The organism is Antarctobacter aquimaris (assembly GCF_900184945.1).
Taxonomy (GTDB): Bacteria; Pseudomonadota; Alphaproteobacteria; order Rhodobacterales; family Rhodobacteraceae; genus Maliponia; species Maliponia aquimaris.
Window position 1 is genome coordinate 181367 of sequence record NZ_FXYF01000006.1, and the last position, 17465, is coordinate 198831.

A 17465-nucleotide genomic window follows, 5' to 3' on the forward strand; every position below is an offset into this window, starting at 1 on the left:
GGGCATCTCCAAGTTGATCTGGATCAAGAAAAGCGGCGGTTTGCCGCAAGCACCGAGCTTTCCCGGCATTCAAGAATATGATTTTAAGCTCTGAGAACGCAATGGGAGGGTGGAGGTCCGTTTTCGGGCCTCTAAGTCCTTTCTTCAAGCAAGACCACACTCGCAACCGATCAGGGTGAGACATGACAATCAAACCGATGCTGACGGGCCTCTTCGCCGCCCTCCTCGCCGCGCCCGCTCTGGCGCAGGACCTGCCTGTACTGGGCAAGCCGCATGCCGGCGGCATTGGCTTTCAGCCGGCCGCCACCGAACTGGCCGCCGACCTGCAGTGGCTGGACGGGATGCTCCTCGTCATCATCACCGTGATCACGCTGTTCGTGGTCGGACTGATGGCCTACGTGGTCGTGCGCTACAACCGCAAGGCCAACCCGACGCCGGGAACCTTCACCCACAATTCGCCGATCGAAGTGGCCTGGACGATCGGGCCGATCGTGATCCTGGTGTTCATCGGCGCCTTCTCGCTGCCGGTGCTGTTCAAGCAGCAGGAGATCCCCGAGGGCGACATCACCATCAAGGTGACCGGCTACCAGTGGTACTGGGGCTACGAATATGTCGGCACCGACCTGGTCTACGACAGCTACATGATCGGCTCGCCCGCCACCGGCGGCGAGAACCGCATGAGCCCCGACGTCGAGGCCCAGCTAGTCGAGGCCGGCTACACCAAGAGCGACTTCCTGCTGGCCACGGATACCTCGGTCGTCGTGCCCGTGGGCAAGACCATCGTCATGCAGGTCACCGGCGCCGACGTGATCCACTCCTGGACCATCCCGGCCTTCGGCGTGAAACAGGACGCGGTTCCCGGCCGCCTGGCCGAACTGTGGTTCAAGGCCGAGAAGGAAGGCGTGTACTTTGGCCAGTGCTCGGAACTCTGTGGCATCGCGCACGCCTACATGCCGATCACCGTCAAGGTCGTCAGCCAGGAGGCCTATGACGCCTGGCTGGAACGCTCGATCGACGCCGGCGAATACACCGACGTCCGCGAAGTGCTGACCAACTGAGGGTCGGCGGGGTGAACCCCGCCCTACGCCAGGACCGCATGGTGCGCCTTCCCGGCGCACCTTTTGACCACGGGGACGTACGACGATGAGCGACGCCAGCCTGCATACCAGCGCCTACGAGAACGAGGCCCAGTTCGGCGATTATTTCGCCCTGCTGAAGCCGCGTGTCATGACGCTTGTGGTGTTCACGGCCTTCGTCGGCCTGCTGGCCGCACCCGTCGCCGTGCATCCCTTCGTGGGTTTCTGCGCGATTCTGTTCATCGCCGTGGGCGGCGGCGCTTCGGGCGCGCTGAACATGTGGTACGACGCCGACATCGACGCCGTGATGCGCCGCACCGCCAAGCGCCCGATCCCCGCCGGTAAGGTCACCCGTGACGAGGCGCTGGCCATCGGCCTGACGCTGTCGGCCTTCGCGGTGGTTTTCCTGGGCCTTGCCACCAACTGGGTGGCGGCTGGGCTGCTGGCCTTCACCATCTTCTTCTATGTCGTGATCTACACGATGTGGCTGAAGCGGCTGACACCGCAGAACATCGTGATCGGCGGCGCCGCCGGGGCCTTTCCGCCGATGATCGGCTGGGCCGCCGCGACCGGCGACATCTCGACCGCCTCGGTGCTGATGTTCTGCCTGACCTTCCTGTGGACGCCGCCGCATTTCTGGGCGCTCGCCCTGTTTGTCCGCATGGACTACGACAATGCCACCGTGCCGATGCTGACCGTGACCCACGGCCGCCGCGCGACCCGCCGCCACATCCTGATCTACACGCTGCTGCTGGCTGCCTTCGCCATCGGGCTGGGCTTTACCCAGGTCGGCGGGCCGGTCTACCTTGCCACCGCGCTGGTGCTGAACGCGCTCTTCATCAAGGGCGCCATCGACATCGTCCGCCGGGACGAGACCGACGCGGAGGCCGACAGCTACAAGGTGGAAAAGAAGTTCTTCAAGCTCTCGCTGCTCTACCTCTTCGCCCACTTCGGCGCGATCCTGGTCGAGGCCGGCATTGACCGGATGGGGCTCTGAGCATGGCGGGACTGGTCAAGGAACACGAGCTGCACAAACGCCGCCGGGGCCGAAACATCGGTGTCGGGCTGGTGCTGGCGGCCTTCATAACGATAATATTCGGACTGACCGTCGTGAAAGTCAGCCGGGGGGACTATCAGATGCAACCTCAGCAGGGAGTGACTGATGGCAATTGACGGCAAGAAGAAGACCGTCCTGCAGACCGCCGGCGTGGTCGTCCTCATGGGCGGGCTGGCTTGGGCCTCTGTCCCGTTCTACGACTGGTTCTGCCGGGTCACCGGCTTTGGCGGCACGCCCAACGTGGCCACCGCCGCGGGCGACGTGCTGGACCAGACGATCAAGATCAAGTTCGACGCCTCCAAGGAACGCGGCATGCCGTGGGAGTTCAAGCCGGTCGAGCACGAGATGACGCTGCGCATCGGCGAGGAGGGACTGGCCTTCTACGAGGCCTACAACCCCACCGACCGGCCCATCGCCGGGTCGGCCGCGTACAACGTGGCCCCGTACGAGGCCGGCGCCTTCTTTTCCAAGATCCAGTGCTTCTGCTTCGAGGAACAGGTGCTGATGCCGGGCGAACGCGTGCTGATGCCGGTCAGCTTTTTCGTCGATCCGGCCATCGTCACCGACCGCGATGCCAAGTACACCAAGCACATCACGCTGTCCTACACCTTCTACGAGATCGACCTGCCCGATGACGTGCAGGCCGCGCTCGACGCCGAAAAAGACGCTGAAGCGTCGTTGAACTAACGCCTAACGAGGGAACCGATATGGCGCATGCAAAGAACCACGACTATCACATCCTGAACCCCTCCATCTGGCCCCTTCTGGGGGCTGTCTTCGGGTTCGTCATGCTCTTCGGAGCGGTGCTGTTCTTCCACGACCACGGTCCCTGGATGCTGCTGATCGGCTTTGTCGGCGTGCTCTACGTGATGTTCGGCTGGTGGTCGGACACGGTGACCGAAAACCAGGTCGGCGATCACACCCCGGTGGTGCTGATCGGCCTGCGCTACGGCTTCATCCTGTTCATCATGTCCGAGGTGATGTTCTTCTTCGCCTGGTTCTGGTCGTTCTTCAAACACGCCCTCTACCCGATGCACCCCGATGGCATCAGCCCGGGGGTCGACGGCGTCTGGCCGCCGGCGGGGATCGAGACCTTCGACCCCTGGCACCTGCCGCTGATCAACACGCTGATCCTGCTGTGCTCGGGCGCGGCGGCCACTTGGGCGCACCATGCGCTGGTGCACGAGGACAACCGCAAGGACATCAAGTCCGGCCTGATCCTGGCCGTGCTGCTGGGCCTGCTGTTCACCTTCTTCCAGGTCTACGAGTACACCCACGCGGCCTTCGGCTTCTCGGGCAACATCTACGGTGCGAACTTCTTCATGGCGACGGGGTTCCACGGCGCGCATGTGGTGATCGGCACGATCTTCCTGTTCATCTGCCTGATCCGCGTCTACCGCGGCCATTTCACCGCCGACAATCACCTCGGCTTTGAAGCGGCGGCCTGGTACTGGCACTTCGTCGACGTGGTGTGGCTGTTCCTCTTCGCAGCCGTCTACATCTGGGGCGGCTGAGACGCGGTGGGTTGAAAACCCACCCTACCCCCGGCGATGCAGGTTGCACTTGCACCTGCGGCGTCACGCGATAAACCAAGGCGCGCCCACCCGGGCGCGCCTTTTCCGTTTCCGGAGCCCCGCGATTTGCAACGCTACGCCGCCCCCCTGCTGATCGGCCTGACCGGCATCGCGATCCTGCTGTGGCTGGGCACCTGGCAGATGCAGCGGCTACAGTGGAAGCGCGGCATCCTGGCAGAGATCGAAAGCACCATCGCCGGCGACCCGCAGCCCCTGCCCCAGCTGATCGACCCGCAGGCGCAGCGCTATCAGCCCGTGGTGCTGACCGGCACGCTGGAGGCGCCGACGCTGTCTGTCCTCGTCTCGGTCAAGCAGCGCGGCGCGGGCTGGCGGCAAATCTCGGCCTTCCAGACCGATGACGGGCGCCGCATCCTCGTCGACCGCGGCTTTGTCCCGGTCGAACTGAAGGACGCCCCGCGCTACGCCGGCCCGGCCGAGATCACCGGCAACCTGCACTGGCCGGACGATCGCAATTCCTCGACCCCCGCAAACGATCCGGCCGGGAACACCTGGTACGCGCGCGACCTCGGCCAGATGGCCGAGGCGCTGGGGACCGAACCGCTGCTGATCGTGACCCGGGCGATGGCGCCCGCCGACCGGGCCGTGACGCCGTTGCCCGTCGACACCAGCGGCATCCCCAACGATCACTTGCAATACGCCATCACGTGGTACGCGCTCGCCGCGGTCTGGCTGATGATGACCGGCGTCTGGATCCAGCGCCTCAGGACAGGCAGGGAGGCCTGACATGCGTTACATCTCCACCCGGGGACAAGCCCCCGTCCTGACCTTCGAAGAGGCGATGCTGTCGGGCCTCGCCCGTGACGGCGGCCTCTACGTGCCCGAAACCATCCCGCACATGAGCGCCGCCCACATCCGCGCCCTGCATGGCCTCAGCTACGAGGACACCGCCTTTCGCGTGATGCGCCCCTTTGTCGGCGACGGCTTCACCGACGAGGTCTTTGCCGACCTGATCGCCAAGGCCTACGCCGGCTTTGGCCACAACGCCCGCGCGCCGCTGGTGCAGCTGGCGCCGGGCCACTTCCTGCTGGAGTTGTTCCACGGCCCGACGCTGGCCTTCAAGGACTTTGCCATGCAGCTGATCGGCCAGCTGTTCCAGGAGGCGCTGGAGCGGCGGGGCGAGCGCGTGACCATCGTCGGCGCCACCTCGGGCGACACCGGCAGCGCCGCCATCGAGGCCTTCAAGGGGCTCGACAACGTCGATGTCTTCATCCTCTTCCCGCACGGCCGGGTGTCCGAGGTGCAGCGCCGCCAGATGACGACTCCGACCGAGGCGAACGTGCATGCTCTGGCGCTGGACGGTGACTTCGACGACTGCCAGGCGCGGCTCAAGGACATGTTCAACGACTTCGCCTTTCGCGACGGCGTGCGGCTGGCGGGCGTGAACTCGATCAACTGGGCGCGTGTGCTGGCACAGGTGGTCTACTACTTCTCCTCCGCCGTCAGCCTGGGCGCGCCGGACCGCACCGTCAGCTTTACCGTGCCCACCGGCAACTTCGGCGACATCTTTGCCGGCTACATCGCCAAGCGCATGGGCCTGCCGATCGACCGGCTGGTGGTGGCCACCAACCAGAACGACATCCTGCACCGCTGCCTGTCGTCGGGGGACTACAGGACCTCGCAGGTGCATCCCTCGATCAGCCCGTCGATGGACATCCAGGTCTCGTCAAACTTCGAACGCGCGCTGTTCGATGCCTACAGCCGCGACGGCGCGGCGGTGGCGCAGCTGATGGGCGAACTCAAGGCCGGCGGTTTCAGCGTCAGCCAGGGCGCGATGCAGGCGCTGCGCGAGCATTTCGATTCCGGCCGCGTGTCCGAGGAAGAGACGCTCGACACCATCCTGCTGGCCCAGACCACCATGGGCGAACTGCTCTGCCCGCATTCCGCCGTGGGCGTCCGCGTGGCGGAAAAGCAGCGCAAGGCCGACACGCCGATGATCACCCTGGCCACCGCCCACCCGGCGAAATTCCCCGATGCCGTGGAAAAGGCAAGCGGCCTCCGCCCGCCCCTTCCAAAACGCATGGCGGACCTTTATGAGCGTCCGGAACGGGTGACCCGGGTCGCAAACGACCTTGCCGCCCTCGAGTCCCTCATCACGGAGCGTCTGCCCAAGTGACCGTTCAGCTTGCCACCCTCCCCAACGGCCTCCGCATCGTCACCGAACATATGCCGGGCCTGCAATCCGCGGCTGTCGGCCTCTGGGTCACGGCAGGGGGGCGGCACGAACGGGCCGAACAGAACGGCATCGCACATTTCCTCGAACACATGGCCTTCAAGGGCACGAAGCGGCGCAGCGCCCTGCAGATCGCCGAGGCGATCGAGGACGTGGGCGGCTACATCAACGCCTATACCTCGCGCGAGGTGACGGCCTATTACGCCCGCGTGCTGGAGCCGGACGTGCCGCTGGCGACCGACGTGATCGCCGACATCCTGCGCAACCCGGTGTTCGACCCGCACGAGATCGAGGTCGAGCGCCACGTCATCCTGCAGGAGATCGGCCAGGCGCACGACACGCCCGACGACGTCATCTTTGACTGGTTGCAGGAACAGGCCTACCCGGACCAGCCGATCGGCCGCACCATCCTGGGCGATACCGCCCGCGTGCAGGCATTTGGCCGCGACGACCTGGCCGCCTTTGTCGACGAACACTACGGCCCCGACCAGATGATCCTCGCCGCCGCCGGCGCGGTGGACCACGACTCGCTGGTGCGCCAGGCCGAGGCGCTGTTCGGCGACATGGTGCCGCGCCGCGCCCTCTCGGCCGATCCGGCCCGCTTTCACGGCGGCGAATTCCGCCGGACCAAGGACCTGGAGCAGGCCCACCTGGCGCTGGCCTTCGAGGCGCCGGGCTACCGCGACGCCGATTTCTACACCGCGCAGATCTACTCCGTGGCGATGGGCGGCGGCATGTCCTCGCGCCTGTTCCAGGAGATCCGCGAAAAGCGCGGCCTGTGCTACACCATCTTCGCCCAGGCCGGCGCCTACGCCGACACCGGCATGACCACGATCTACGCCGGCACCTCGGGCGAGGAGATGCCCGAACTCATCACCCTGACCATCGACGAGATGAAGCGCGCCGCCGAGGACATGTCCGACGCCGAGGTCGAACGCGCCCGCGCCCAGATGAAGGCCGGGCTGCTGATGGGCCTCGAAAGCCCCTCGTCCCGCGCCGAACGCATCGCCCGCATGGTGCAGATATGGGGCCATGTTCCGCTGATCGAGGACACCGTCGCCCGGATCGACGCCGTCACCCGCGCCGACGTGGTGCGCTTTGCCGAACTCCAGGCGGCGCAGTCCGCGGCGGCACTGGCGCTCTATGGCCCGATAGCCGGCGCACCGTCGCTGGCGGATCTGCAGGCCCGCCGGGCGGCATGATGCTGGCGTTCCGGCGCAAGGTGAAGCTCGAAACCGAGCGGCTGACCCTGCGCCCGCCCGCGCACGCCGATTTCACCCCCTGGACCCAGCTGCGCCGCGACAGCGAGGCGTTCCTGACCCCGTGGGAGCCGTCCTGGTCGCAGGACCACCTCAGCCGCAAGGCGTTCACCAACCGCGTCTACTGGGCCGCGCGGTCGATCAGCACGGGCAGCGCCCTGCCGCTGTTCCTGGTCCGGCGCGACGACCAGGCGCTGATGGGCGCGATCACGCTGGACAACATCCGCCGCGGACCGGCGCAGGCCGGCACCCTTGGCTACTGGATCGGCGAACGCTACGCCCGCCACGGCTACATGTCCGAGGCGATCGGCGCGATGGTCCACCATGCCTTCGAACGCATGGGCCTCAGCCGGATCGAGGCCGCCTGCCTGCCGGAAAACGTCGCCTCGCGCGGGCTGCTGGAACGCTCGGGTTTCAAGTACGAGGGCGTGGCGCAAAGCTACCTCCAGATCAACGGCCGCTGGCGTACCCACGTCCTCTATGCCGCGCTGCGCAGCGACCGACGCGGCCGCACCGACGTCGGCTGATCCCCGGCCACCCACGCGGTCCGCCGCCCCCCTTACATCCCGGAAATCCGGCACAAAATCACCGCCCGCGACACGCGCCGCGCCTGGACCGGCACAATTGTGAATTTGGCAAGCGGCCCGGGGGCGCTACTGTTCCCGTCAGACCCCGACAGGAGCGCCCGCATGATCCGCCTCGCCGCCGCCCTTCTCTGCCTGACCGCCACGGCCACCCTCGCGCAGGAGCAGCGCCGCCCCTCGCACTGCATCGCCATCGCCGATGCCGCGCCCGGTCTCGAATACCTGCACAAGGCCAGCTGGACCGATCCCCTGCCCGAATACAGCCTGCGCATCCACTACATCGCGCATGCCTCCTTCCTCATCCAGACGCGCGGCGGGCTGGAGGCGGTGACCGATTTCAACGGCTTCATCGGCAACACGCGGCTGATCCCCGACATCGTCACCATGAACCACGCCCATGAAACCCACTGGACCACCGCGATCGACCCGGCCATCCCGCATGTGCTCAGGGGCTGGGGCCAGGAGTTCGGCGCCGGGATCGACCACCACCTCGACCTGGGCGAGATGCTGGTGCGCAATGTCTCGACCGACATCCGCTCCGCCTTCGGCGGAGACGAGCCGCGCGGCAACTCGATCTTCATCTTCGAGGCCGAAGGCCTCTGCGTCGCCCACCTGGGCCACCTGCACCACGAACCCACGGACATGCAATACGCCGCCCTCGGCCGCGCCGACGTGCTGATGGTGCCGGTCGACGGCGGCTACACCCTGCCGCTGTCGACCGTCGAGCGCATCGTCGACCGGCTGAAAAGCTCCATCGTGATCCCGATGCACTGGTTCTCCGGCTACGCGCTCGAGGCCTTCCTGGCCGGCGTCGGCGACACCTTCGTAATCGACCGCCGCGACACCGCCACGCTCGAGGTCTCTCTGCGCAGCCTGCCCAGCCGCCCGACCGTGATCGTGCTGCAACCGCGCTTCCTCTCCGACCCGGACTGACCCTGTCCTTCTTTGGTTTGCGAAATACCTCGGGGAGCGCGAGGGGCTGGCCCCTCGCTCCCACCCGTGCCAAAAGCGCGGCACCAGACGTGATAGAGACACCCATGCCCCTCTCCCCCGCCGACGACAGCTTTGCCCACCGCCTGGCCGCGCTGCTGCCCGACGACAGCCTGCGCCCGGCCGAACCGCGCCACCGCGAGGAACCGCGCGGCCGCTGGACCAGCGTGGCGACCTGGGCCGCCCTGCCCCGCAGCACCCAAGAGGTCGCAACCATCGTGCGGACCTGCGCCGAAACCGGCACCGGCCTCCTGCCCTATGGCGGCGGCACCGGCCTTGTCGGCGGCCAGCTGATGCCCGAGGGACCGGCCCCCCTGCTGCTCTCACTGGAACGGATGTCCGCCATCCGCGCCATCTACCCCGAGGAAAACGTCCTCGTGGCCGAGGCCGGGGCGATCCTGGCCGACGTGCAGCAGGCCGCGCAGGACGTCGACCGGCTGTTCCCGCTGTCGCTTGCCTCCGAAGGCTCGGCGCGGATCGGCGGGCTGCTCTCGACCAATGCCGGCGGGGTCAACACCCTGCGCTACGGCAACGCGCGGGACCAGGTGCTGGGGCTGGAGGCGGTGCTGCCCGACGGGTCGGTCTGGCACGGGCTGAAACGCCTGCGCAAGGACAACACCGGCTATGACCTGCGCCACCTGCTGCTGGGCGCCGAGGGCACACTGGGGGTCATCACCGCCGCTTGCCTCAAGCTGTCGCCCCGCCCCACCGCGTTCGGCACCGCGCTGCTGACGGTCCGCGATCCCGCGGCCGCGATCGCCCTGCTGGCCATGGCGCGGTCACAGATGGGCGAGGCGGTCAGCGCCTTCGAATTGATGAGCCGCATGGGCTTTGACTTCCTCGCACAGACCCTGCCCGACCTGCGCCAGCCCTGGAAAGAGCCGCCTCAGTGGTCCGTGCTGATCGAGATCGGGCTGGGCCGCGGGCAGGACCCGGCCGAGGCACTGGAGACGCTCTTTGCCGAGGCGCACGAGGCCGGGCTGGTCAGCGACGGCATCGTCGCCCAGTCCGAGGCACAGGCACAGGACTTCTGGGCGCTGCGCGAACACATCCCCGAGGCCAACCGCCGGATCGGCGCGGTGTCGAACCACGACATCTCGGTCCCGCTGGGCGCCATCCCCGAGTTCATCTGCCGCGCCGAGGAGGTGCTGGCCCAACTGGGCGACTTCCGCATCAATTGCTTTGGCCACGTCGGCGACGGCAACCTGCACCACAACGTCTTTCCCATGCCGGGCCGGACCCGGGCCGACCACGTGAACCAGCGCGATGCGATCAAGCGGGCGATACACGACCTGGTGGACGCGCTCGGGGGCTCGGTCAGCGCTGAACACGGCATCGGCCGGTTGAAGGTCGACGACCTCGAACGCTACGGCGACCCGGCCAAGCTGGCGGCGATGCGCGCGATCAAGGCGGCGCTGGACCCGAAGGGCATCATGAATCCCGGCGCGGTGCTGCGCGCCGGCTGAGCGCCGCTCAGGGCCGCATCACCCGGAACACGCAGCCGTCCGACACCAGCTCGGGCGGGGTCAGGCACAGCCCGCGGGCCACCTGGAAGGCGGCCAGCACCTTGGGGACATAGTCCCGCGTCTCGGCATAGGGCGGCACGCCGCCGTGCTGGCCGATCGAGTTCTCGCCGGCGTTGTAGCCTGCCAGCACCAGGATCGGGTCGCCCTTGAACTTCTCCATCAGGAAATCCAGGAAGGCCACGCCGCCGCGGATGTTCTGGGTCGGGTTCAGCGAATCCGTCACGCCAAAGCGCGCGGCGGTCGCGGGCATCAGCTGCATCAGCCCCTGCGCGCCGGCCTTGCTTTCGGCCTTGGCCCGGCCCGAGGATTCGACCGAAATCACCGCCAGCGCCAGGGCGGGAGAGACGCGGGTGCCGGCGGTCTCGCGCAGCAGGTCCACGCCATGCGCGGCGGCGATCTCCTGCAACGCCTGCAGGCGCGGTGCGGCCACGCCCTGCCCGCCTGGTCCCTTGCCCAGGCTGTCCAGCGCGGGCGACAGGCGGCCGGGGCCGCTTGCCAGAGCATCGGGCGAGACGTGCTGCCAGAACCAGTCATAGCTGCCCAGCGGTGCGGCGGGCGCCCCGGAGGCCGCCGCCGCGGCCACGACCGGGGCGGCCGGCGGCTTGGGCAGAGGCGGCGGAACGGCCGGATTCGCGCGCGGTTCGATCTGCACCGTGATGCGTTTCTTGGTCCCCGCTTGCGGCGGCTTGACCCGTTTGGCCGAGAAATCGGCGAAACCGGCGGACGCAGTGCCGCGTTCCTCGCCCTGCGCGACCGGCGCGCACAGCAATAATGCCGCGATTGCGGCGAAAACGCCTGTCCTGAAGACCATGGGGCTGCTCGATCCCTGCTTTTTCGGTCCGAATTTTGCCCAGTCTCGCACAATCCACCGCATTTATCCATCAGTGTTGCGAAATGCCGAACCCGAGTCGCCCAGGCCCGCCCCGCGGCCCTTGTGGTTAAAGATCCCTGACCCGAAAAATCAAAAGGATTCTTCTATTTTTCAGCCCCTTGAACGGTTTCTCAACAGTTTTGGACTTGGCTGCAAAATCAATCCAATCGGGTCACACTCTCGCCCCAAACCGGCAGCTAAATGCATGCATACCGACGAGGGACAGGGCAAGTGAGAGAGGCCCGCAACCAGCCCGAGACGGTTCAGAGAGCAACGAACATCTACGGAGAACACCATGATCAACTTCATCAAGAACTTCCGCAAGGACGAAGACGGCGCCGTTACGGTTGACTGGGTCGTGCTGACCGCAGCCGTCGTGGGCCTGGCCATCGCCGCCTACTCCTCGATCGAGACCAGCTCGCAGGCGCTGATCGACGCAGCCGCTGCACGCGTCGCGCTCGAAAACGACTTCTGATCGGTGCGCGGCGTGATCGCCGCGTGAACCAGGGGCGGCGCTTTCGAGCCCGCCCTTCACACTGCACACACAGCGGCCGTGCCGGTCGCCAGAGACAACGTCCGCAGAGGACAATGGAGAATACCATGATCAACTTCATCAAGAACTTCCGCAAGGACGAAGACGGCGCTGTCACGGTTGACTGGGTCGTGCTGACCGCAGCCGTCGTGGGCCTGGCCATCGCGGCCTACACCTCGATCGAGACCAGCTCGCAGGCGCTGATCGACGCAGCCGCCGCACGCGTCGCACTCGAAAACGACTTCTGATCGGCTCGCGGCGTGACCGCGACGTAAAACACCGAGCGCGCCGCATACCCGGCGCGCTCGTCTTCCCAGGAGCGCGATCAGGACGATCGCGATCGTAAAGATTTCGCCGGTCAAATGGAGCATACGATGGTGAGTTACATCAAACACTTCCACAAGGACGAAGAAGGTGCGGTCACAGTTGACTGGGTCGTTCTGACCGCAGCTGTCGTCGGCTTGGCTGTCCTTGCCTACAACAGCATCGAAACCAGTTCGATCGCCCTTGTCGATGCAGCGGCCGCCCGGGTGGCACTGGAAAACGACTTCTAAGCTGCGGGATCGCCAGGCGATCACCCGGAATCGGGACTGCACCCAAAGGAGCAAGCCCGGTTCATTCCCGCAACTTCCCTTGGCGGGTCACAAACCAAAGAGACACGTTACACCCCTGCTCGTTCCTGCGGGGACAACAATCAGCGCAGTGGTCGTGGACCAGGCCGCTCCATTCGAGGCATTCGTCCGGATTTGCGACGCGCCCAGAATGGTGGCCAAACCCACAAGGCGGGGCGCGTGGAACAGTTGCTCGGCCGAGCTCACTTTCCGGAATGAACTCCGATTTTCCACTGGCACCGAGTCGACAGTTGGACGGTCCTCAACGGGCCGTCCAACTGCCTTTGGTGGCAGGCAGACAGCGCTGGCAGCGGCGACGCGTCGTCAAACGGCCCGCTCATCGTCCCGTTCTTGCCGCATTCCGGTGATCAACTGCCTCCAAGCCGGAACTCCGGCAATAATGCAGGCACAAATAAGTGAGGTCACAAATGCGGCTCGTATTCGGACTCGTACTCATCGCCGGTCTCGCCCTGGCAGGTTTTGCGGTCTACATGGCCCAGAACTACATCAATTCATATGAGAGCGCGCTGGCCGCCGAGCGCGCCAAGGCCGGCTCCTCGGTCCCGGTGGCCGAGGTCTACGTGACCACCCGCGCCATCAACTACGGCGAAGAGATCACCGAAAAGGACGTGGCGCTGGCCCCCTGGCCGAAACAGTCGCTGCCGGAAACCTGGTTCGACAAGCAAAAGCCCCTGTTCGTGCCCGGCGAAGGCGCCCGCCTCGCCATGCGTCCGATCGAAAAGAACGAGGTGCTGATGGCCATCAAGGTTTCCGAACCGGGCGGCGATGCCGGGCTGACCTCGCGGCTGGAACGCGGCCAGCGCGCCTTTGCGATCAAGGTCGACGTGGCCTCGGGCGTGTCGGGCTTCCTGCGCCCGGGTGACCGGGTCGACGTCTACTGGACCGGCCGCCTGCCGGACGAGATGAGCGAACGGTCCTCGGGCGAAGTGACCAAGCTGATCCAGACCGGGATCAAGCTGATCGCCATCGACCAGACCTCGGACACCGAATATACCGCCGCGACCATCGCCCGGACCGTGACCGTCGCCGCGAGCCCGCAGCAGGTCGCCGCGCTGGCGCAGGCCCAGTCCACCGGCAAGCTGTCGCTGTCGCTGATGTCGCAGACCGACGACACCGTCGCCGAGGCGATCGAGGTCGACCAGCACGTTCTTCTGGGCCTGGTGGCCGAGGAACGGGTCGAGCGCAAGGTCGCCGAGACCTGCACCACGCGGGTGCGCCGCGGCGCGGACGTGGTCGAGATCCCGATCCCCTGCACCAACTGATCCGCCGCAAGGCGCACCGACAGATTAGATTTCAACCGGGGATTTCAATCGGTTGACTCGGGGGGCCGTGCCAAGGCAGCGGCCCCCCTGACTGTGACAAATATCGCCCTGTTGCGGGTTATCCACATAAAATCCCGAGCCGAACCCATTGATTCTTGCATAAAATCGCGAAATGCCCCATGTTTCTCGGAATGCAGGCGCTAGACCTGCGTCCGAGGCGTGATCGAGAGGCAGGTCACATGACAATTGACAAGACCCTTCAGGCGGCCCTTTTGGGCCTGTCGCTTGCAGTTGCCCCACTTGGCATGCCGGCACAGGCTGAAAGCATCCGCATCCTACGAAACGGCACGCAACCTGTCCTGCAGGTTTCGATGAACCGCGCTCTCGTTGTCGAAAGCGAGACCCCCTTTGCGGAACTGTCGATCGCCAACCCGGCGATCGCGGACATTTCATCGCTGAATGACCGCAACATCTATGTTCTGGGCAAGGCCCCCGGGACAACGACGCTGACCATCCTGGACGCCGCGGGCGAGTTGATCACCAACGTCGACATCCGCGTGTCCCCGGACGTGTCTGAGTTCAAGGAACGGCTGCGGCAGATCCTTCCGGGCGAAACCATCGAGGTGCGCACCGCCAACGACGGCATCGTGATGTCGGGCACCGTATCCTCGATCCAGAAGATGCAGAGCGCGCTTGACCTGGCCCAGCGCTACGCCCCGGACCGCGTGTCCAACCTGATGAGCGTCGGCGGCGTGCAGCAAGTCATGCTGAAGGTCCGCTTTGCCGAGATGGAGCGGTCCGCCGCCAAGATGCTGCGCACCTCGCTGGCCACCGGCGGGTCGGTTCTGAACGGCAACCTGGGCCTGGAGCTGGGCACGCAGAACGCCGCGTCGCTGGCCGACGTGGACGCGGTGGCGAACAAGCTCAAGCCCAAGTCGATCGACGTCGAAGGCGCCGTGCTCTTCGGCTTCAACGCCGGCGGGCTCGAAGTGGGCATCATGCTCGAATCGCTGGAACGCAAGGGCATCGTGCGCACCCTGGCCGAACCCAACCTCACCGCCCTCTCCGGGCAGGAGGCCAAGTTCCTGGCTGGCGGCGAATATCCCGTGCCGGTGAGCCAGCAGAACAACACCATCACCATCGAGTACAAGCCCTTCGGCGTGGAGCTCAACTTCATCCCGCGGGTGCTGGACAACAAGCTGATCAACCTCGAGCTGGAGGCCGCGGTCTCCTCGATCGACACCAACAATTCGATCACCCTGTCCGACATCACGGTGAACGGCTTCAAGCGCCGCGAGACCTCGACCACGGTCGAGCTGCGCGACGGCGAGAGCTTTGCCATCGCCGGCCTTCTGATGGACGATTTCACCGATGCCAACGCACAGCTGCCTTGGCTGGGTGACGTGCCGGTGCTGGGATCGCTGTTCCGCAGCGCGGAATACCAGCGGTCGCAGTCGGAACTGGTGATCATCGTGACCCCGCACCTGGTGACCCCGACGCGCGGCGACTACTTTGCCCTGCCGACGGACCGCGTCGTGCCCCCGACCGAACGGGACCTGTTCCTGCTCGGCAAGGTGGCTGGCAACCCGAACAAGCAGGTCCCGCGCTCCGGCGCCGCCGGCGAGGTGGCCAAGCAGGACTTCACCGGGTCCTATGGATATGTGATGGACTGATGTTGAGGCGACAGATGACCAGGCTCCCCCTTACCGCTCTCGCCCTCGGCGTGCTGATCGCCGGGTGCAGCCGCGCCCCCGAAGGCTTTGACCGCGAGGCGGGCATGCTGATCGACACCGGGCACTTCGGCAATGCCACGATGAACAATCATCAATTGATGACCGGCGAGAAACAATACGTTTACGATCTCTCGCAGCGCTTTGCCTCGGAGGTGCTGACCACGGTCAACTTTGCCTTCAACAGCGCGGCGCTGGACCAGGGCGCCATCGACACCCTGCGCGAGCAGGCCCGCTGGATCCGCCAGTTCCCGGAAATCCGCTTCCGCGTCTATGGTCATACCGACAAGGTGGGCAGCGACGGCTACAACAAGGCACTGGGCCTGCGCCGTGCGCATGCGGTGGTCAACTACCTGGTCAGCCAGGGCATCTCGCGCTCGCGGCTCGAGGCGGTGGTGTCCTACGGCGAAACCCAGCCGCTGATCGTCACCGAAGGCCAGGAACGCCGCAACCGGCGCACCGTGACCGAGGTCTCCGGCTTTGTGTCCAGCCACCCCACGGTGATGGACGGCAAATACGCCGAAGTGATCTACCGCGAATACATCAACAGCGCCGAACCCCGGACCGGCCTCGAGACGCAGCAGGGCCAGGACCTGGCGATCACGCAGTAAACCGGAAGAAAACCGCACCGCGCAAGGGCCCTTCGGGGCCCTTTTCGCTGTCTGACGGCCTGCCGTTCGCGGCACGGCACCGACGCTTCCGCAGGAACAAACACGCGCCAATCCCGCGACGACTCGGGGGGCGCGGGGCCGATGGTCCCCGTTCACCGCACAATTTCGGTAATTCAGCCCAAATGTTGCCCCGATTGTGGGGGACTGTCGGACCGGAGAACCAGTGCGTGCGGCGACTCGAGTCGCACCGCGGGACAGGGGCCTTGCGCCACGCCCTAGCGGTCCGGCACGCAACAAAGGACGACAGGCATGACGACGATGACAGCGAGCAAAGCGGAACCGGCCCCGATCGTGGCCTGCACGATCAGTCGCGACGTCCAGAACTTCGACCTTCTGATCGACGACATGGAAGCGCTGCTGGGCGAAGGCTGGGGGGATCTCGGCTTTGAAGAGGCCGCCGCCTTTCTGCGGCAACCCGATGCCAGGTCACTCGAGTTTGTTGCCATGGCGATCGACGCCATAGACGAACCGGACCTGAAGATGCTGAGCGGCGTGATCCGCGCTGCCCGGGAAAACGGCGTAAAGGTGATCCTGATCGCCGAGGACGTGACCCCGGCCTCGCTGCACCAGCTGCTGCGCGACGGGGCGGACGAATTCGTGCCCTACCCCCTGCCCGAGGGTGAGCTGGCCGCGGCGCTCGAGCGCCTGCGCGAACCACCACCCGCGCCCGCCCAGGCCGCCCCCGGCCCCGCCAAGGAGGGCGTCAAGCTGTCCGGCGGCGGCGACGGCGTGCTGATCGCCGTGCAGGGGCTGGCCGGCGGCGTGGGCGCCACCACCCTGGCGGTGAACCTGGCCTACGAGCTGGCGACCACCGGCAAGGACAAGCAGCCCAAGGTCTGCCTGATCGACATGGGCCTGCAATTCGGCTCGGTCGCGACCTATCTCGACCTGCCCCGCCGCGAGGCGGTGTTCGAGACGCTGTCGGACATCGAATCCATGGATGGCGAAAGCTTTGGCCAGGCGTTGGTCAGCTTCGAGGACAAATTGCAGGTCCTGACCGCGCCCTCGGACATGCTGCCGCTGGATTTCCTCGGGCCTCCGGAGGTCAAGAAGATCCTCGACATCACGCGCAACCACTTTGACTACGTGATCCTCGACATGCCCTCGACCCTGGTGCAATGGACCGAGACGGTCCTCCAGGAGGCGCAGATCTACTTTGCGCTGATCGAGCTCGACATGCGCTCGGCGCAGAACACGCTGCGGCTGAAACGCGCCTTGCAGTCCGAGGAACTGCCCTTTGACAAGATCCGCTTCGCGCTGAACCGGTCGCCCAAGTTCACCGACCTGCAAGGCAAGAGCCGGGTCAAACGGCTGGCCGACAGTCTCGGCATCACGCTGGAACTTCAGCTGCCGGATGGCGGGCGCGCCGTCATGCAGGCCGGGGATCATGGGCTTCCGCTTGCCAGTCACGCTGCCAAGAACCCGCTGCGGCGGGAGATCGCCAAGCTCGCCCAGCAGCTGAACGCCATCGGCGCCGCCGATGCCGAAGCCGCCTGACAAAGAGGACCGG

Annotated in this window: 19 protein-coding genes; 18 read left to right on the forward strand and 1 reads right to left on the reverse strand. The window is 66.1% G+C overall.

Features of this window, described 5'->3' with window-relative positions:
• The first annotated feature begins 182 nt into the window (after positions 1-182).
• The 11 genes from coxB (at position 183) to MAA8898_RS12625 (ending at position 10197) form a co-directional block, all read left to right on the forward strand.
• Entirely contained in the window at positions 183-1058 is an 876-nt protein-coding gene (coxB, locus tag MAA8898_RS12580; protein WP_094021375.1) for a cytochrome c oxidase subunit II, read from the forward strand.
• Between the two features lie 85 nt (positions 1059-1143).
• Entirely contained in the window at positions 1144-2073 is a 930-nt protein-coding gene (gene cyoE, locus MAA8898_RS12585) for a heme o synthase (protein WP_094021376.1), read from the forward strand.
• Between the two features lie 2 nt (positions 2074-2075).
• Complete coding sequence (locus MAA8898_RS26260) at positions 2076-2249, forward strand: cytochrome c oxidase system small membrane protein (RefSeq protein WP_176445148.1); 174 nt, start codon at positions 2076-2078, stop codon at positions 2247-2249.
• Positions 2239-2820, forward strand: a complete 582-nt coding sequence (locus tag MAA8898_RS12590) for a cytochrome c oxidase assembly protein (RefSeq protein WP_094021377.1) — start codon at positions 2239-2241, stop codon at positions 2818-2820. Before MAA8898_RS26260 ends, MAA8898_RS12590 begins: the two co-directional genes overlap by 11 nt.
• 20 nt (positions 2821-2840) lie before the next feature.
• Entirely contained in the window at positions 2841-3647 is an 807-nt protein-coding gene (locus MAA8898_RS12595) for a cytochrome c oxidase subunit 3 (protein ID WP_094021378.1), read from the forward strand.
• 126 nt (positions 3648-3773) lie between these two features.
• Positions 3774-4451, forward strand: a complete 678-nt coding sequence (locus MAA8898_RS12600) for an SURF1 family protein (protein ID WP_094021379.1) — start codon at positions 3774-3776, stop codon at positions 4449-4451.
• Position 4452: 1 nt separating this feature from the next.
• Positions 4453-5841 carry a threonine synthase gene (gene thrC, locus MAA8898_RS12605; RefSeq protein ID WP_094021380.1) on the forward strand — a complete coding sequence of 463 codons (1389 nt, stop codon included), beginning with the start codon at positions 4453-4455 and terminating at the stop codon, positions 5839-5841.
• A complete protein-coding gene (locus MAA8898_RS12610) occupies positions 5838-7100 on the forward strand; it encodes a M16 family metallopeptidase (protein ID WP_094021381.1) in 1263 nt (420 codons plus the stop codon). Before thrC ends, MAA8898_RS12610 begins: the two co-directional genes overlap by 4 nt.
• Positions 7100-7684, forward strand: a complete 585-nt coding sequence (locus MAA8898_RS12615) for a GNAT family N-acetyltransferase (RefSeq protein WP_094021515.1) — start codon at positions 7100-7102, stop codon at positions 7682-7684. The genes MAA8898_RS12610 and MAA8898_RS12615 overlap by 1 nt, the downstream gene beginning before the upstream one ends.
• A gap of 162 nt (positions 7685-7846) precedes the next feature.
• Positions 7847-8674 carry an MBL fold metallo-hydrolase gene (locus MAA8898_RS12620; protein ID WP_094021382.1) on the forward strand — a complete coding sequence of 276 codons (828 nt, stop codon included), beginning with the start codon at positions 7847-7849 and terminating at the stop codon, positions 8672-8674.
• 104 nt (positions 8675-8778) lie between these two features.
• Positions 8779-10197, forward strand: a complete 1419-nt coding sequence (locus tag MAA8898_RS12625; protein WP_094021383.1) for an FAD-binding oxidoreductase — start codon at positions 8779-8781, stop codon at positions 10195-10197.
• Positions 10198-10204: 7 nt separating this feature from the next.
• On the opposite strand, the gene MAA8898_RS12630 is transcribed toward MAA8898_RS12625, so the two are convergent.
• Positions 10205-11068, reverse strand: a complete 864-nt coding sequence (locus tag MAA8898_RS12630; protein WP_094021384.1) for a lytic transglycosylase domain-containing protein — start codon at positions 11066-11068, stop codon at positions 10205-10207.
• A 355-nt stretch (positions 11069-11423) separates the two neighbouring features.
• Here MAA8898_RS12630 and MAA8898_RS12635 point away from each other — a divergent pair, with 355 nt between their 5' ends.
• From MAA8898_RS12635 to MAA8898_RS12665, 7 genes are all read left to right on the forward strand, one after another.
• A complete protein-coding gene (locus MAA8898_RS12635) occupies positions 11424-11603 on the forward strand; it encodes a Flp family type IVb pilin (protein WP_094021385.1) in 180 nt (59 codons plus the stop codon).
• A gap of 125 nt (positions 11604-11728) precedes the next feature.
• Positions 11729-11908, forward strand: a complete 180-nt coding sequence (locus MAA8898_RS12640) for a Flp family type IVb pilin (protein WP_094021516.1) — start codon at positions 11729-11731, stop codon at positions 11906-11908.
• A 126-nt stretch (positions 11909-12034) separates the two neighbouring features.
• Positions 12035-12214: a hypothetical protein gene (locus MAA8898_RS12645; protein ID WP_094021517.1), complete on the forward strand. Its 180-nt coding sequence runs from the start codon at positions 12035-12037 to the stop codon at positions 12212-12214.
• A 485-nt stretch (positions 12215-12699) separates the two neighbouring features.
• Positions 12700-13554: a Flp pilus assembly protein CpaB gene (cpaB, locus tag MAA8898_RS12650; RefSeq protein WP_094021386.1), complete on the forward strand. Its 855-nt coding sequence runs from the start codon at positions 12700-12702 to the stop codon at positions 13552-13554.
• Between the two features lie 239 nt (positions 13555-13793).
• Entirely contained in the window at positions 13794-15227 is a 1434-nt protein-coding gene (locus MAA8898_RS12655) for a type II and III secretion system protein family protein (RefSeq protein WP_094021387.1), read from the forward strand.
• Between the two features lie 14 nt (positions 15228-15241).
• The gene (locus tag MAA8898_RS12660) at positions 15242-15895 is read left to right on the forward strand and encodes an OmpA family protein (protein WP_245853396.1); all 654 of its coding nucleotides are present in this window, start codon (positions 15242-15244) and stop codon (positions 15893-15895) included.
• A 309-nt stretch (positions 15896-16204) separates the two neighbouring features.
• The gene (locus MAA8898_RS12665) at positions 16205-17452 is read left to right on the forward strand and encodes a CpaE/TadZ family protein (RefSeq protein WP_094021389.1); all 1248 of its coding nucleotides are present in this window, start codon (positions 16205-16207) and stop codon (positions 17450-17452) included.
• Positions 17453-17465 lie beyond the last annotated feature (13 nt).

Coding starts and splice junctions, on each gene's coding strand:
- coxB (WP_094021375.1), top strand. CDS start 183: ATGACAATCAAACCGATGCTGACGGGCCTCTTCGCCGCCCTCCTCGCC.
- cyoE (WP_094021376.1), top strand. CDS start 1,144: ATGAGCGACGCCAGCCTGCATACCAGCGCCTACGAGAACGAGGCCCAG.
- MAA8898_RS26260 (WP_176445148.1), top strand. CDS start 2,076: ATGGCGGGACTGGTCAAGGAACACGAGCTGCACAAACGCCGCCGGGGC.
- MAA8898_RS12590 (WP_094021377.1), top strand. CDS start 2,239: ATGGCAATTGACGGCAAGAAGAAGACCGTCCTGCAGACCGCCGGCGTG.
- MAA8898_RS12595 (WP_094021378.1), top strand. CDS start 2,841: ATGGCGCATGCAAAGAACCACGACTATCACATCCTGAACCCCTCCATC.
- thrC (WP_094021380.1), top strand. CDS start 4,453: ATGCGTTACATCTCCACCCGGGGACAAGCCCCCGTCCTGACCTTCGAA.
- MAA8898_RS12615 (WP_094021515.1), top strand. CDS start 7,100: ATGCTGGCGTTCCGGCGCAAGGTGAAGCTCGAAACCGAGCGGCTGACC.
- MAA8898_RS12620 (WP_094021382.1), top strand. CDS start 7,847: ATGATCCGCCTCGCCGCCGCCCTTCTCTGCCTGACCGCCACGGCCACC.
- MAA8898_RS12625 (WP_094021383.1), top strand. CDS start 8,779: ATGCCCCTCTCCCCCGCCGACGACAGCTTTGCCCACCGCCTGGCCGCG.
- MAA8898_RS12630 (WP_094021384.1), bottom strand. CDS start 11,068: ATGGTCTTCAGGACAGGCGTTTTCGCCGCAATCGCGGCATTATTGCTG.
- MAA8898_RS12635 (WP_094021385.1), top strand. CDS start 11,424: ATGATCAACTTCATCAAGAACTTCCGCAAGGACGAAGACGGCGCCGTT.
- MAA8898_RS12640 (WP_094021516.1), top strand. CDS start 11,729: ATGATCAACTTCATCAAGAACTTCCGCAAGGACGAAGACGGCGCTGTC.
- MAA8898_RS12645 (WP_094021517.1), top strand. CDS start 12,035: ATGGTGAGTTACATCAAACACTTCCACAAGGACGAAGAAGGTGCGGTC.
- cpaB (WP_094021386.1), top strand. CDS start 12,700: ATGCGGCTCGTATTCGGACTCGTACTCATCGCCGGTCTCGCCCTGGCA.
- MAA8898_RS12655 (WP_094021387.1), top strand. CDS start 13,794: ATGACAATTGACAAGACCCTTCAGGCGGCCCTTTTGGGCCTGTCGCTT.
- MAA8898_RS12660 (WP_245853396.1), top strand. CDS start 15,242: ATGACCAGGCTCCCCCTTACCGCTCTCGCCCTCGGCGTGCTGATCGCC.
- MAA8898_RS12665 (WP_094021389.1), top strand. CDS start 16,205: ATGACGACGATGACAGCGAGCAAAGCGGAACCGGCCCCGATCGTGGCC.